Origin of the sequence: Apibacter sp., assembly GCF_025291155.1 — a bacterium.
Lineage (GTDB): Bacteria > Bacteroidota > Bacteroidia > Flavobacteriales > Weeksellaceae > Apibacter.
In genome coordinates this window covers 733-15,742 of record NZ_JAMBJZ010000049.1, presented here as the reverse complement: position 1 = coordinate 15,742, position 15,010 = coordinate 733, and the positions used below count along the sequence as shown (strand labels likewise).

General features: G+C 31.8%; 12 protein-coding genes and 1 pseudogene. 3 read left to right on the top strand and 10 right to left on the bottom strand.

Annotated features, from left to right (window positions below; translation table 11 throughout):
• From M3Z80_RS06090 to M3Z80_RS06060, 7 genes and pseudogenes are all read right to left on the bottom strand, one after another.
• Positions 1–830: pseudogene (locus M3Z80_RS06090) on the bottom strand (hypothetical protein); the annotation flags it as partial.
• Positions 831–1,027: 197 nt separating this feature from the next.
• Positions 1,028–1,468, bottom strand: a complete 441-nt coding sequence (locus M3Z80_RS06085; protein ID WP_293918538.1) for a hypothetical protein — start codon at positions 1,466–1,468, stop codon at positions 1,028–1,030.
• Positions 1,469–1,504: 36 nt separating this feature from the next.
• A complete protein-coding gene (locus M3Z80_RS06080) occupies positions 1,505–2,443 on the bottom strand; it encodes a hypothetical protein (RefSeq protein WP_293918536.1) in 939 nt (312 codons plus the stop codon).
• Positions 2,409–5,117: a LysM peptidoglycan-binding domain-containing protein gene (locus tag M3Z80_RS06075; protein ID WP_293918534.1), complete on the bottom strand. Its 2,709-nt coding sequence runs from the start codon at positions 5,115–5,117 to the stop codon at positions 2,409–2,411. Before M3Z80_RS06075 ends, M3Z80_RS06080 begins: the two co-directional genes overlap by 35 nt.
• Positions 5,118–5,199: 82 nt before the next feature.
• Positions 5,200–5,667, bottom strand: a complete 468-nt coding sequence (locus M3Z80_RS06070; RefSeq protein ID WP_293918532.1) for a DUF4280 domain-containing protein — start codon at positions 5,665–5,667, stop codon at positions 5,200–5,202.
• A 73-nt stretch (positions 5,668–5,740) separates the two neighbouring features.
• Positions 5,741–6,655: a hypothetical protein gene (locus tag M3Z80_RS06065; protein ID WP_293918530.1), complete on the bottom strand. Its 915-nt coding sequence runs from the start codon at positions 6,653–6,655 to the stop codon at positions 5,741–5,743.
• Positions 6,656–6,862: 207 nt separating this feature from the next.
• A complete protein-coding gene (locus tag M3Z80_RS06060; protein ID WP_293918528.1) occupies positions 6,863–7,129 on the bottom strand; it encodes a hypothetical protein in 267 nt (88 codons plus the stop codon).
• A gap of 694 nt (positions 7,130–7,823) precedes the next feature.
• Between M3Z80_RS06060 and M3Z80_RS06055 the strand changes: the two genes are divergently transcribed.
• Genes M3Z80_RS06055 through M3Z80_RS06045 form a run of 3 tightly spaced genes read left to right on the top strand, consistent with a single transcriptional unit; the run spans position 7,824 to position 11,649 of the window.
• Positions 7,824–9,773: a type VI secretion system Vgr family protein gene (locus tag M3Z80_RS06055; protein WP_293918526.1), complete on the top strand. Its 1,950-nt coding sequence runs from the start codon at positions 7,824–7,826 to the stop codon at positions 9,771–9,773.
• Positions 9,774–9,775: 2 nt separating this feature from the next.
• Positions 9,776–11,353: a hypothetical protein gene (locus M3Z80_RS06050; protein WP_293918524.1), complete on the top strand. Its 1,578-nt coding sequence runs from the start codon at positions 9,776–9,778 to the stop codon at positions 11,351–11,353.
• Between the two features lie 11 nt (positions 11,354–11,364).
• Positions 11,365–11,649, top strand: a complete 285-nt coding sequence (locus M3Z80_RS06045; protein ID WP_293918522.1) for a hypothetical protein — start codon at positions 11,365–11,367, stop codon at positions 11,647–11,649.
• Positions 11,650–12,256: 607 nt separating this feature from the next.
• Here M3Z80_RS06045 and M3Z80_RS06040 read toward each other — a convergent pair.
• The 3 genes from M3Z80_RS06040 to M3Z80_RS06030 all read right to left on the bottom strand — a co-directional run.
• Entirely contained in the window at positions 12,257–12,892 is a 636-nt protein-coding gene (locus tag M3Z80_RS06040) for a hypothetical protein (protein ID WP_293918521.1), read from the bottom strand.
• A 72-nt stretch (positions 12,893–12,964) separates the two neighbouring features.
• On the bottom strand, positions 12,965–13,618 hold the full coding sequence (locus M3Z80_RS06035) for a hypothetical protein (protein WP_293918519.1): 654 nt from the start codon (positions 13,616–13,618) through the stop codon (positions 12,965–12,967).
• Positions 13,587–15,010: hypothetical protein (locus M3Z80_RS06030; RefSeq protein ID WP_293918518.1), on the bottom strand; the 1,424-nt coding region annotated here is incomplete at its 5' end. The genes M3Z80_RS06035 and M3Z80_RS06030, both read right to left, overlap by 32 nt.

Genomic DNA, 15,010 nt, shown 5'->3' with positions numbered 1-15,010 from the left:
ATTTTAACATTATCTGTACTATTATGATAAGTACTTATTATATATTTACAATTATTATATTCTGAAATACCCTTTTCTTCTTCTGCTATTGCTATTTGAACCCATTTAGGTAGTTTACCCTCTTCTTTTTTCTCCTTTTTCTCTCCTGTTAGTAAAATACATTCATCAATTTTAAATATTTCTTTGGTAGACTTGTATTTCGGATTCCCATTTTTATCTTTTGGAGCTGTATAATTTACTTTTTTACTGCTTCCTGATATAGTAGCTGTGGCACTACCACCCCGGTAATGTACAATCCTTTTTGCTCTGGAATCTGTTTTCTCATTTAGTACATTCACTATATTGTTTACAATTTTATCATCGTTATTTTTGGTGGATTGAGACGCTAAGGCATACAAAGATTTTTCTACCCATTCAGCCATCCCGGTAATAGCCGCCTGATGTGGGGTATAACCACTTTCTGGTACTGAATCAAAAACATTAACTTTACTCTCCGGTGCTAGTTTATCTATTACTTTCTGTATTTTTTCATAATTCCCTCTTCCGGTTACTTGCAACAATCCCCGTCCTTTAAAATTCCAACCGTCATTGCCTCCTTGGTTTCCTATATCGCTTTTAGTACTGTAGGCAATATTGGCTAAGGCTATTGGATTTGAAGCGGTTTCCCTCCCTTGAGTTTTTCCGTATAAATAAGCTTCCGCAATGGGTTTTGCTTTTTTTCGATTCACATAAGCTAAGCGTTCGTCATTCATCCCTTTATAAATATTTCGTTTATTGCCTCGTCCATAATCTTCGTATTTACTTCTAAAGGTATCAAATACTTCTACCAACCTTTTTGGTGTATAATGCTTAAAATCTTCTCCTTCTAATGCTCCTAATAAATCCCTCCCGGATTCTTCTATACTTTGGGCAAAGAAATGAGCTTTTCTTATACAGTAATGGAATTAAATCTCCCTCATAATCATAAGGGGCTAACAATTATTTAAATATTAGACTAAATCAGTGTAGTATTTTTAAACATATGTATTCAGCATTTTTTAGACCTAATTTTTATTGTTTTTTGAAGAATACAAAAAAATAGAATAAAATTACTTTTAAAATCATTTTCCTCCAATAAAAAAGCTATATCTGGCTTGGCATTACTATCCTGATTAGAAAGATTACCAAAAGCAATTACATCTTTTGCTCTGCTTTTAATAGTAGTTAAAAAATATTTATCTCTTTTCTCTCCGTAAAGGAAATCATTTTGAATAAAATATCTATGTATGCATTCCTTATACTCAACAGGGACAAACTCATTATATTCTGAAATAAAGAATATACTCGACATTTCTTTTTCATAATCATCATTCTTTGAGATTTCGAATTTATTTATTTGAGATATTATGTATATGACACCTATAGATAATATGGTTAATAAACAGATAAACACTCCTGTTATAATTTTTGCTTTCTTACTGAATTTCATTTTATGAGTTATTTCTATATGAAATATATTCCTTAGTTATTTTTCTTTTTTTACTTCTATCCATTCATTAATTGTTTCTCCCCCTCCTAAACCTTTTATATAATATTTCCCATTTTGTTTTTTTATCATAAAATTGGGAGCTTCTGATTTACATAAGGCATCATTCTCATTATAATAAAGTTCCAATATATTACTATTCTCTATAGCATAATATTCACCATCACAACTTATAGGCTCATGGTAAGTATTAATTTTTAAAAGTATTTTATCTTTAGTAATAGCAAAATTATACGTTATACTTGCCATTCCTGTAATAGTCATATCGGTTTCTATAGTTTTACTATATACCCCATACCACTCAAAAGGAATAATATATTTTTTAGCAATATTATTATTTTTCCCATATTTAAAGTAATCTTCTATTCCTACATTCTCCTCTGAAATATATTCAACAGGCACTGGACAGTACAATATCCTTGTTTCAATTGATATTGGTTTTAACTTTATTTTGTTAGATACTTCATAAATTTTTTCTATCTCAAAAAAAGTATTTTCTTCCTTAAATCTCCCCAAGCAAATACCTTTTTTATTATTTTCTAATCGAACATTAATAGAATAACTATATTCATTCGAAATAGAAAGAGTATCTCTTAATATATCATTTTTATCATATAATAAAATATATGATTTTTCATGATCATCCTTAATTGAAATAGGTTTAATATAATAAGTATCCGTATTAAGACCATAAATATCTGGGATGAAATATTTTTTATTATTAAGATTAAAAAGCCTATCTAATTCTTTTGATTTAAAATATTCTCTATTTGAATCATATTCTTGTTTATAGTCAAATTTAGTATCTATATATTTATTCTTTTGAGAATTGCAATTGTAGAATAATACTATTGTTAAAAATAAACTAATCAAATATTTTATTTTATGAACCTTTATGATAGTGCGGTTTGTTTTCATTATCTTGATCTTTTGTATTATATGAATTTAATTTAACAAATCTTGCAGGATTAGTTCTTACTCCTTCGCCCTTTTTATACGCATCCAGCACTGTCGCTATTTCTAAGTGTAAATGTGGAGCATGTCCTTTATTAGCTATAGAGCCAGACACTCCCGCATAACCTAAAGGAGTTCCAGCATCAACCTCTGTTTTGTTTATCCCATCTTTTTCTGTAAAAAATACACTTTGAAGGTGCATATAAATAAAATATACATTATCTGTTTCTTTAAGATCAATCCCTTTTAATTCATCCGTATATTGTGTTTTATAATTTACTTTTCTTTCCTGTTCTAACAAATCTTTGACATTTTGAATCTTTACTCGTACTATCCATCCTGCACTAGCAGAATATCTTACTTGATGTATATTCCCTTTTAAACAAGAATATACCTTGTCTTTACCTGGGATTGCAAAAAAGTCAACTCCTGAATGGTATTTTTTATTTCCATTGGCATATCTTCTACACCAACCATAAGTTGCGCTAGAAGGTTTTACATTTCCATCCCAATTATATTTTGTTAACCTTGGATTATCTACAGGATCATGCCATTTACTCGAACTTTCCTTATTAGGTTCTTTTTTTATTGGAATTACTCCACAATCAAAAGTAGTAGTTTTTTTACCTTTACCTTCTTTAACAGAATTATAGTACCTATTTAAGATTTCTCTTCTTTGAATTTTTCCATCATTATTCCCATCTTTTTTATCAACACTTTCATTCCATTCATATTCCTTTTTAGTCGTATCTTTATCATAAAGCACATAATCATCATCTTTTCCTACTCCTATAGGCGCAAATACTATTAAATAAATATCTTCTGGAGATTTTACTTTCTTATATCTATCAAAAAGTCTAAAATATTTCTCTACATAATCTAGCTGTTCCACATTCGTCATTAATGCTAATTTTCTTTTAGTCAATGATATAGAATATTTTTTATTTAAATCTTGTATAGCTATTGATGTAAATTGAATTAAACCAACAGCCCCCGAAAAATTTTCATCTAGTAATAATATTTCTTCTCTATTTAAACCTCTATAGTCTTTTTTAGGTTGTCCATTTGGTCTATACTTACCTGTAGGTTTTAATTCAATTTTAGAAGGAGAAAAAGTTCCAGAGGTTTCTACTTTCATAACAGCCATTAGTCCATTAGCCATGTCTATTTTTCTACTTTCTCCCCATAATTCCTTACAAATCTTCACTACTTTTTTCCTAAATTCACAACTTACTTTTGCTCCCCAAATTAAATCATATTGTTTACATAAACAATTCTCAATCTTCTTATCCTCTCCGGTCATAACTGCCCGGTTTCCGGGTATGGGCTCCATTTTAATTGTAGAGGTATCCACTTCTATGATTTTGGTACTCTTGGCTAAGATTTCCCCTTTTAGCTTTACATCTACATAGATTTCATGTTTGCCGTCTGCCAATTCCAGCCAACTGGTTCCTCCTTTTTTATACATTTCTTTGGTAAGCTGTATATCCAGTTCCTGAACATCTGCTTTCATCTGGACTATACTGCTGTCTAATTCGTCTTTGAGTGGCCAGTCATCTTCATAAACGGTATATTCTATGCTCTGTCCTTTCAGGTTTTTGCCCTCAATCTTTAATTTCAGGATTTCTCCATAAGATACTTTTTCCTTTCCTCCGGGAATATATAAGCTTACTTTCTGAATTTGGGGTTCTTCGGAAGTGGTCATTTTCTTGTATGTCTCCCTGAATTTGTTCCATCCTTCTTTAAAAAAAATAGTTCCCTTATAAATGATACTTTCTTCTTTTTTAGGCTGTTGTTTGGGCTTATCCTTTTTTGCGTTCCCCTCTTCAAGTTGGGCCTTAACTTTATACTCATGCTTCTTTATGGGGTTTACTAAAAGCTTATAGTCATTCAGAGGAAAAGCAGTAGTTGCTGTCCCTTTAGTGCTTACTTTTTCAGTAGTGTTTGTTACGGTTTTATATTCGGTTTTCCCTTGTTTTTCTTCTTTTTTTAGTAACGTGAATTCTATTTTCTTTCCCACGCTTCCCGTTGTATTGGCTACTACATAGAGAATCTGTCCTAGTTTCAGTTTTGCATTCTGGCTCAAGGGTTTGTCTTTCTTTACATCATACAAGGTAAGGGAGGTAAGGGAGGGTTTTTGATTGGGAGATACTTTTACAGATAAGGCACTGTCATTGTCTAGTTCAGGTGAATATAAATACCCTACTATTTTTATGTCTTTTCCTATGGCTTGTTCATGAAAGGTAAATTCTCCGATTTCTTTTTTAAACTTCAAGATATATTTTCCTTTTTCTTTGTAATAAACTGCCCATTTTACATTAGCAGGGTTTTTCATTTCTGTAGGTGTTCCGGGATACCACTCTGTTACCCGGTACTTTTCTTTTATTCCCGCTTTGGGGGTGGTATTCCCGGTTATGGCTTTTACCCCTCGTTTTCCAATCTTTTTTTTCTGGGGAATCCTTAGTATCTGTCCTTCTTTGAGGTTAGCTATTTCATATTTCCCTTTTCCTTTGGGGGTTATTTTTATTTCGGGATTTGCTTGCAGTATTTTATGTTCTTCTACAGTATACTGTCTTGATATTCCATAAAGGGTTTCTCCTTTTTTTACTTTATGGCTGATGTAAGTATATTCAGGCATGGATTTATCTTTTTATTAGTTAGTAAGGGATAAGACATAAGAATTTCACGCTTTACACCTTATTTCTTAATTCCAACTTTACTCATTCTACCCAATTTTCTGTATCGTTAATTATTTCATTGAAATTAGTTAAAGGCATCAATTGCTGTAATACTGTTTCATCTGATTTTTCAAAATGCAGAGAATGAACATCGGTAACCTGGCCATGAAAAGTAATCTTTATACAGCCACTTCCTCCTAACGGGCAATCTGCCGTACTATCTTCCAGTAAGAGACAAGAATCATTTTCTACTATTTTCTGATTATCTTTATAATCCTTCCACCCGGTTACATTCGCCATACAAGAATTTCCATTTTTCTTTGAACAGCTCCCAAAGGTATTTTTTTCAAAGGTTTGTCCTAATTCTTTGGTTGTAGCAGCCAGTTTGTACAATCCTTCACCATCATTTAAATAGACAGAAGTTTGGGTTTTCACTAAAAGTTTATCAGGAGTACTTCCAAAATCACATTTACAAATAGCCCCCTGGCATACAAAATATTTCTGACTCATAGGTTTTTTATTAGATTTTTATCTCTTTTTTAGTTTTTTTAACGATCATGGCTACCTACAGGTATTTTTTTTTTCAATCAAACAACCGTCCCCAAAATCCTTTTTTCTTCCTTTGGTATTTCTGCCATTCAGCTTGTTCATCAAAATCTTTCTTTTTTGCGGGTATCGGCGTATTTTCTTTTTCTTTTTTATGGATTTCTATACATTGTATGTCTGCTCTAATGGAATATCCTTCTTTTTCAGTTATAACTGCTTCTATGTTTTTTATGAGCTTGGTTTTATTATCCAAAGTATAAATACTGGTAAAGGTATCCGGGGTATCTAAGTCTTGTACAAAAATCAAAATAGAGTTTTCTGAATCATTTAAATTTTCAGAAGACTTAATAACCGAGTATTCTTTTGCTGCCTCTCCTTTCAACAAGGAAGGAAATTTCCATTTTTCTTTTTCCGGAGGATTCGTATATTCAGTATACAGGGGTACACAGTATAAAGAGAGGAACCAATCGTTTTTTAGTTTTTTTAAAACCAGTTCCGGGGATTTCAACGTTTGATTGATGTTATTTATATAACTATCCAACGTTTGCCCGGCATAATTCATTTGTAGGTTTTCCTTTACCTCTTCCCATTTTTTCAGGATAGATTCATAGTTGGAAATATTCAAAATTTCTCCTTGGGGGCCCAATTCTATTTGTAACGGTTGGAAGATACTTCCTACCAGAGCAGATATTTTTTCTGTTATAAGGTCGGGTTCTATTCCATTAATAAGAACTTTGGTTAGCTTTTGTATGCTTAGTATCGGATTTTTTGAACTTGGCGATTTCCTTTCAAGCTTTACTCCTGCCCTATATTCTATTTTAGTCTTGGTATTTTCTTTTTCTATTTCTATGACGACTTCATACTTATGATACAAAGAAGAAAAATCGGCCTTAAATACAGGCTCTTTTAAATTATTGGAAGAAGGGGTAAAAAATAAAGGAATGTTGTCCATTGTACTATAAAATAAGCAAATATTTATCCTCCAAATATAATTATTTTCGCTTATTGTTAAATAAAATAAATTTTATTTTTATGAAATATCTGTATTTTATTCTTTTACAGAGATTTTTTGTTTCGGGAAAGTAACAGAATCCTACGTCAAGGCTATGTAATTCAATACACGAAAGCTCATCTAAATCGTTTTCAATTTTTTTTAAAATTATAATTCGTTTATTCTCCCATACGCAAAGCAGCTTTGCCAACCGATACTATCCCCATCCTGAAAACATGAAAAGAGTCTCATTTTATAAACCTCACAGTAAAGGCGATTAAAACAAGTAGCCTTAATAAATGGATTAACGGAATGTTCCGCGCTTTTTCTTTGAGTATGAAAAAGTAGAAGAAGTGGCTTCAAAGAAAAAAGAGAATCCAGTTTGTGAGAATCAAATCTTTGAAGTGCAATTTCTCCCCCCATAGGAAAACCCATAATCCCCATTTTCCTATTATCACAGCTTCTAAAGAAATTGTTGAGGTTCTAAAAAGAGAATGGCCCGAACCTTGGTTACATAAAGAGAAGATACCTTGTAAAATAGTCCTTTCTCGCAAGGTTCAATTCATACGGAAAGTGAAAAAATCTGGAAAGGGGTCTGATTGAGGGTATCAAGTACGGAAGTAAAATATTCAAAAAACCGGTCGTAAAGTAATAAATTCCAAAAAGAAAAAGCTCTCTTCCTCCTGTAATTTATACACAAGGTCCGGATAACATCTTTACAACTATAAAAAGAAAACGAATTTTTGAATATTTCGGGTTTAATCTTCCTAAAAAATTTAGCCAAAATCTAACTTAGTTTTTGATTTTGAAAACCGGGAATACGACCTGAAGGTAAACAACGGGGTAAATACCTCCACCACCGGGGAATGTCTTACCAAATATATATCCTCTTTTGATCTTTCTTACTTGTTGGGTAAATCTGTGAACAGAGAGTTGTCTTAACAAATACAAAAAACTTTAAAATAAAAAATACAGATTAATCCATCTCATACATACTTAAAAAACCAATATTATATCTTTAATAAAAATTAGCTGAATTTATTTTTCATATAAAAAATAATCAGTACTTTTACTTTATCTATTTAAATTATAGTATTACTAATATTAACCTTATATTCGCTCATACCTTATGAATTCATCTAATTCAGATAACTTTGGAAATCAGCCCTTTAAAGTATTATCACAACAGGAAATAGAAAAAATAAACAAAACCGGCACTTATGCACGGTACGGAGGTCTGAAAGACAACCTGTATGGGGACGGTTCTCTGGTTTCAATAGGCGTTCAAATTCAGGGAGTTGATTATTTCACTCAAACCAACCTTCGGCTGGAGCTCAAACAAAACTTTAACGGACATCATACCTTTGAACTTACTGCAGATCCAGATGAGTTTGGAGAAGGAAAAGCCTATCTGTTGGAGAATTCCCGTCAGCATCTGGGGAAAAGAATCACTTTCTTTTTCAAACAGTTTGGAAAAACAGCCTCCCAATTTATTGGGGTTATCACCCAAATCTCCACACAAATTAAAGACGGTTCCAAGCATATTATCCTCAGGGGAAAATCCCCTTCCATACTTATGGAAAACGGGCTTCACTGCCGTAGTTTTGAAGAACAAACCTTTGAACAAATCATTAAAGAAGTAAACAAGGGCTATCCCCAAGATTTAATCAGTTTTGACATAAATCCCAATTACAAGAATAAACTACCTTATACCGTTCAGATGAATGAAAGCGATTTCTCTTTTCTTCAGAGATTATCCCATCGTTACGGGGAAAATTTCCACTATACAGGCGACCGTTTCCGGTTTTCAGCCTGGGGAGCTAAAATAGTGGAACTGATGGAAGGGGAAGATGTATTTGATTATGAGCTTAAAATGGAAATTCAGCCCCAGGGCTTCAGCACTACCGTTTATGATCCTAAGCAAAGCGCAGATTATACTGTAGATTCTGCTTCCCAGCAAGTACAATCCTCAGAAAACCCTTTTCAGCAGTTTGCCATTAATGCTTCAGAAAAAGCCTACAATGTTTCCCCAACAAATCATTACCTACAGAACCCAAACAACCAAATAGATATTCAAAGGTCGGTGGAAAGGGAAAAAAGAAAAAGACAGAATCTGGTGTATATGGAAGCCACAAGCAATAATCCGGAACTACAAATAGGTACAGTGGTTAAAATGATGGCCTGGATGCCGGGACACAATACCTTTAAGTCTGGACGGGTCCCGGTGGAATCGTACAAAATTATTTCCATTTCGCATACTTTTGCAGATGGAGAAGGCTATACCAACAGCTTTGTGGGAATACCTAAGGACTTATCAGTACCCGCTGATTATAATGAAAACGATTACCCCAAAGCAGATATACAACATGCCACTGTAACGGACAACAAAGATCCGCTTAGGATGGGGAGAATCCGAGTACAGTTTGTATGGCAAAAGCCATACAATCAGCAAACTCCCTGGATACAGATAATTCAACCCCATGCAGGAGCAGATAAGGGAACTTATATCAACCCAGAGATAGGAGAAACCGTACTAGTGGCCTTTCAGGGAGGAAATGCGGAATATCCGGTAGTATTGGGAACAGCTTATAACGGAGGTGAGATAGCTGCCTATTACACCGAGGGAAATGATATTAAGGTGATACAAACAAGAAGCGGAACCAAAATTATCTTTAATGATGCGGAAGGGCAAGGTTCTATCCTGATTGAAGACCCCAGCGGTAACAAAATGTTTATGGACGGAGAAGGAAATATAAAGGTGAATGCGCCTAATAATTTTTCCGTTAAGGCAGGTAAAGACATCATTCTACAGGCCGGAGAAAACATGCATACTTTTGTAGGTTCTGATAAATCTACTACAATAGGCCAGATGAATTCACTTACTGTCGGAGCCAATTATACAGTGAATGTTACCGGAAAATATTCCGAATTTATTGATGGTGACTTTGTTTCCGAAGCCAAACAAACCCGTAACGAAGTAAGCATGAAAAACTTTGAGATCATCGGTAAAGAAAAAGTTTCCAAAAATGCTGAAATACGGGTTAATAATAACAGTGGAGAAAAATCCAATTTATTTTAGCCATGAGTAGAGACCGATATGTAAAAGGTAATATTACTAAAATTACCCACGGCAATCATAATATGTATTCCAAAGAGAATATAATCACTAGATCTATGGGAAGGATATTTGAAAATGGAAAACAAGAGGGAGTTGTACTGGGAGATCCTGAAGAATATATAAGAGAAGGAGAAAGAGTTATCAACATCAAATCAGACTTATATATACGGAATTCTCAGGAATTACAAACACCTTACCTAGATATATCCAAAATTCTCAATTATGAAAGCTCAAAACCTTTTATTGCCGGCATCAGGGCTATCTTCGGAGATGATATAAAACATACAGCTGCCAAAAAATTTATGTTGGATTTATTGGCAAATAATGTTCCCTTACCAAAGTGGAAGGCAATACCTCTATCAAATTATCAGGGCGGGTTTTATAATGAAAAGAATAAAACCATTTATATTAATGAAAAAATAATTCTGGAAGCCGAAAATGATCCGGAAAAAAGCTGGTTATTGTTTCAGATAATGATTGAAGAAATCGGACATTATATAGATGACTTACTCAGAAATAAGTATGATGATATTGGAGGAGATGCACCCGGAGATGAAGGAACAAGGTTTGCCATAGATTTTATTCATTATAATAGATTATTGTTTAAAGAATTTACATTTGCTGAATTTGAGATAGAAGATAAAATTAAACAGACCAGAACCTTTACCGCAAAAGTGTTAAAAAATATTCCGAATATTGAAATTAAATCAAAAGACTTATTTTATGCAGAAAAGAAAGAAGACGATCATGGAATTGTAATTTTAGATAATGGGGAAGAAGTACAAGTAGAATTCTTTAAAATCCGGGGAGGAGGTGCCATCCATGAAAATATTACCAAACAGGCAGCAAAAGCAGCCGGGGTAATTTATGACTATCGGCTAGATGAAGGAAGTGCCTGGCCGGATGTACCTTGTGAAAATCAATCTTCCATTGAAACCTGCTATTTAAAAACATGGATAAATCTAAATAAAGAAGGAACTCTTGCCTATGAAAGTCATAATGGTGCCAAGCAATACTGGCACTCTATGGCCCCTTCAGGAAATTACACCAACCAACAGGTAAAAGAATTAATTCTTAACCAGGCAGAAGAATGGTTTAAACAAGGAATTAACCCTGAAAATAATAAAAAGCTGTCATGGTTTCACAGCCCTATCGGAAATTCCTATAGCGGGAAGAAAGATGGAAATGATGGTTTATTCTTCATAGGAAAAATACTTCATATGGTTCAGGATTCCTATTCACTTTCTCACGTTCAAAGAGACGCTAATAATCAAATTGTACAATTTCAGGGGTATGATGCACAAGATCCTGATAAACATGCTCATCCGGACAAAGATGGGCATTCCAAAGGAGCTCAGAATGCTTTAACTGCCTCCACACAGATTTTAAATTTTTATAAAGAATACAGAGAAGGTAAATTTACTTCAGAAGCAGGCGTATTACGGGCGTTAAGATATTATCTGAGCAATACCGTTTATCCCATAGTTCCTAACAGAGAAAATGTTAATGCCGGAGGTTCATTACCTGCATATCAAAAATAACGTAACAGATTATGAGTAAATTAATTATTATCCCTATTATTATTCTGCTTCTCCAAATTGCAGGCTATATGTTTCTGTTTTATGGAAACAAACATGGACATGCCGATGTTCCTATTGCATGGATCATATTTAACATTTTGGGAATTTTTAACCTGATTGTACTGGTACTCTCTTATTTTCTTTTTTTTAACTCTGAAAATAAAATTTCTTTTTGGTGGATTCCTGTAACCATAGCTGTAATTACTATTATCATACTGATTATTCAGTATATAAGAATGGCTATGGGTAAATTTTAATACATTAGCACAAAACGGCACAGAGAAAAAGGAAAAAATTTATCTTTTGCAATAATGGAAAGAAAAAAAGTATAATAATTTAAAAGTTAATATAAATATAATTAACTACATACAATTTAATTAAAAGTTTACCGGGTGAATAGATATATGGTAGTAAATACAAAACTTATTATCTTAAGTTAATTTTGAAAATAAGGAGTTATACAATCCACAGTAATTAGTAATAAAAAATTATATTTTAAAGATTGATTTTAAAATTACACCCCATAAAAATTCTTAAACTAAATTCGTTGTCTAAAGGACGAAATAAAAAATCGCAATCAGTTAAAAATTAACTACTTGCGATTTAATACAGTGATCGCGAAAGGATAGAAACCCAATCTTGTAACATACTTAATTTCCAACATATAACAAATTTTAAAATTGTAAAGGGTACGTATAGGGGGAATTATTTCAATTTATCATATTAGTTATTATTTTAAAATAATAATTACATTTTAGATAAAATAATTTAATTGTTTTTAATTATTTTCATTTAGTGTTTTTTAAGCCCTTATTTTTAATATCAGACAAAATAGATAAAGACCAAGTGGTGGCAAATGTTAGTTTACTCTAATTCTACTGTTTTCACAGATTTTACTTTTGTACTTCCTTCATATAATTCTATTTTATATAAAAGATATTTTGGTTTATCTATAAAAGATTCATAAATAACAGGGATTACTACGCTAGCTTTTCCTTTGAATATATTTTGTTGGTAGATATCCATCCAATTATCCAAAGGCTCTTGTATTTTTATAACATCAAAACTATCTTCACATATATCTTCCTGTAAATATCTCGGAGTATATAAACTATCTATTTTTAGTAATTTAGAAATAAGCTCATATTTTTGAATTGTATTAGATAATTTATACTCAATAGAATAAATCCAATAGGACTTAGGTAATGAGCTTCTTAAATTAATTACAGATACACTATCTTTTTCATCTTTTATATTAAAAAAACCTATCTGGCTAGCAAAATTCATACTCAAAGAAACAGGCTGAATAATAACTATATGACATTTTTCATCACCTTTTATTTCTTTTGAAAGAAGAATAGATTTATATACATTCAACTTAACTGTATCTATCTCTGCCTGACATAAATTTCCATAATAAGAGCAATTGTTTTGTCCATTACCCCTTATTATACATAAAAATAATAAACTAAGAAAAAGTAAAACCTTTTTGCTGTACATCGTATTTTATTTTAATTATACTTTTGACCAGAAATAATTTAGTAACATTTTGAGAACTAATAAAATGTTAGTTTACTCTAATTCTACTGTTTTCACAGATTTTACTTTTGTACTTCCTTCATATAATTCTATTTTATATAAAAGATATTTTGGTTTATCTATAAAAGATTCATAAATAACAGGGATTACTACATTTGCTTTATTTAATAAGATGTTCGCTTCATAAATCCTAATCCAATTGTCTAAAGGTTCTTGTATTTTTATTATATCAAAATTATTATCACATATTTCATCATAAAAATAATATAAAGAATAAACATCATCATTTTTTGTTGATCTTTCTAAATAATATATATATTCTTTATTTTGCAAAGAATTAGATAATTTATCATTAATTGAATAAAATCTATAAGATTTAGGGAAAGATTTTTTCAAATTATTAATAGATGTAGAATCCTCAATTTCTTTTATATCATAAAACATTGCTCCATAGCCCGGCGAATATTTCATATCTAAAGAAATAGGATTAACCCCCACTATATGACATTTTTTATTATTTTGCAGTTCTTTAGAAAGGAGAATTGATTTATAAATATTCAATTTAACTGTATCTATTCTAGAATTACAAATACTATACATAGAACAACTATCCTTAATTTGCCCACTAAGTAATGCTATTTCAAAAAAGAATAAACTAAGAAAAAGTAAAACCTTCTTGTTGTACATCATATTTAATTTTAATTATATTTTTTATTATAACTAATTTTTTAACATCTTGTGCATCAATTATTGCTGTCCCATGACGTTCAGGATATTTTCTAGGTGGACTAGGATAATTAGTATCTCGACTATCAACACTGGAACTATAACGCTCATTATCCCCATTAAGATACCCAAATTCTATTTCACTTCGTCCAGCTCTTGATGAATTCGTAGCCATTCCTCCGTAAGAAATCCGTTCTGGTATTCCAATTTCTCTTCTTATTACATTACATAATTTAGCCTCCACTTGTGTTGGCCCTTCTGTCTTATATTCATTAGATAATAGTTCATATCTATCATCTGTCAACTTCAATAAAACATGTCCTATAAACTCATGTTCTAATATTCTAGTTAAACCACTATATCTAGGAGTTAATTCTGGTAATGGTATATTAAATTCTTTAAAATGAAGCTCTCTAGAACTAGGTAATTCATAATATGTAAACTTAACCATTAAATCATCTTCAAAATCCCCTAAATCAATACAGGCTATATTACCAATAAATGTATCTTTTACATATCCTTTACTTCCATCCTCATATTTTTTATAAACTTCTTTCCTATATCCCGGGACTATTCCTCTATTTACAGGTTGTTTTGCATATATATCCTCAATCAAAACACCATCTCTATCATAAGTATTCCCATTCTTATCTTTACTGGCAGAATAAGCTTCATAACCAAAGCTATACCCAAAAAGTAACTTTCCTTTCGAGATTTCTTCCCGGTTCAATTCCTTTTTCCAGTGGTTTATTGCAGTAGGAGATGTCTTTTCATAAGCCGGAGTACATTCCCCTTCATAATACAGCATTTCATTTTCCTTGTCATAGGCAATCTTTATACCGTATTCTTCATTAAAAGCCTTGTGGAGTTTTTCGGGAATTTCATATACCTGTTGTCCTTGTTCATCATAAAACCTTGTATGAATTCCGCCTTCCCCTAAGCTAGATTCAGCAACTCCTTCTTCCTCTGGATTTTCAAAATAAGCATAAATAGTAATTTTCTTTGAGGATTCAGTCTCTGAAACACTAAGAGTAACCTCCTTTTTTCCCATTACTTGAGATATAGATATAAGATTTTCACCATTATTCTGTAAAGACCATTTTATTCTTTTTAATTCTATCTCATTACGCAACTCCCTATTAAATTCAGTAACTTTGTATTTATAGGACTTTCCTTTCTTCAATACTGTAACCTTTTCTCCTTCTTCATTAAATGGACCTTCCAACTTAATTACCCGTAGGGATTCTGGTGGTTTATAATTATTTAGGTATTTTACTCCTCCATCCTTACCTACCATAGTAACCTTTTTTGCATTAAAAGTAAGATCTCCTCCATTGGCTGTAAGGGTTATAG

Bases quoted from the DNA above. Each gene is read 5' to 3' on its own strand.
- M3Z80_RS06040 (WP_293918521.1), bottom strand. From the start codon at position 12,892: ATGTACAGCAAAAAGGTTTTACTTTTTCTTAGTTTATTATTTTTATGT.
- M3Z80_RS06060 (WP_293918528.1), bottom strand. From the start codon at position 7,129: ATGGGTTTTCCTATGGGGGGAGAAATTGCACTTCAAAGATTTGATTCT.
- M3Z80_RS06065 (WP_293918530.1), bottom strand. From the start codon at position 6,655: ATGGACAACATTCCTTTATTTTTTACCCCTTCTTCCAATAATTTAAAA.
- M3Z80_RS06080 (WP_293918536.1), bottom strand. From the start codon at position 2,443: ATGAAAACAAACCGCACTATCATAAAGGTTCATAAAATAAAATATTTG.
- M3Z80_RS06070 (WP_293918532.1), bottom strand. From the start codon at position 5,667: ATGAGTCAGAAATATTTTGTATGCCAGGGGGCTATTTGTAAATGTGAT.
- M3Z80_RS06050 (WP_293918524.1), top strand. From the start codon at position 9,776: ATGAGTAGAGACCGATATGTAAAAGGTAATATTACTAAAATTACCCAC.
- M3Z80_RS06085 (WP_293918538.1), bottom strand. From the start codon at position 1,468: ATGAAATTCAGTAAGAAAGCAAAAATTATAACAGGAGTGTTTATCTGT.
- M3Z80_RS06035 (WP_293918519.1), bottom strand. From the start codon at position 13,618: ATGTACAACAAGAAGGTTTTACTTTTTCTTAGTTTATTCTTTTTTGAA.
- M3Z80_RS06075 (WP_293918534.1), bottom strand. From the start codon at position 5,117: ATGCCTGAATATACTTACATCAGCCATAAAGTAAAAAAAGGAGAAACC.
- M3Z80_RS06045 (WP_293918522.1), top strand. From the start codon at position 11,365: ATGAGTAAATTAATTATTATCCCTATTATTATTCTGCTTCTCCAAATT.
- M3Z80_RS06055 (WP_293918526.1), top strand. From the start codon at position 7,824: ATGAATTCATCTAATTCAGATAACTTTGGAAATCAGCCCTTTAAAGTA.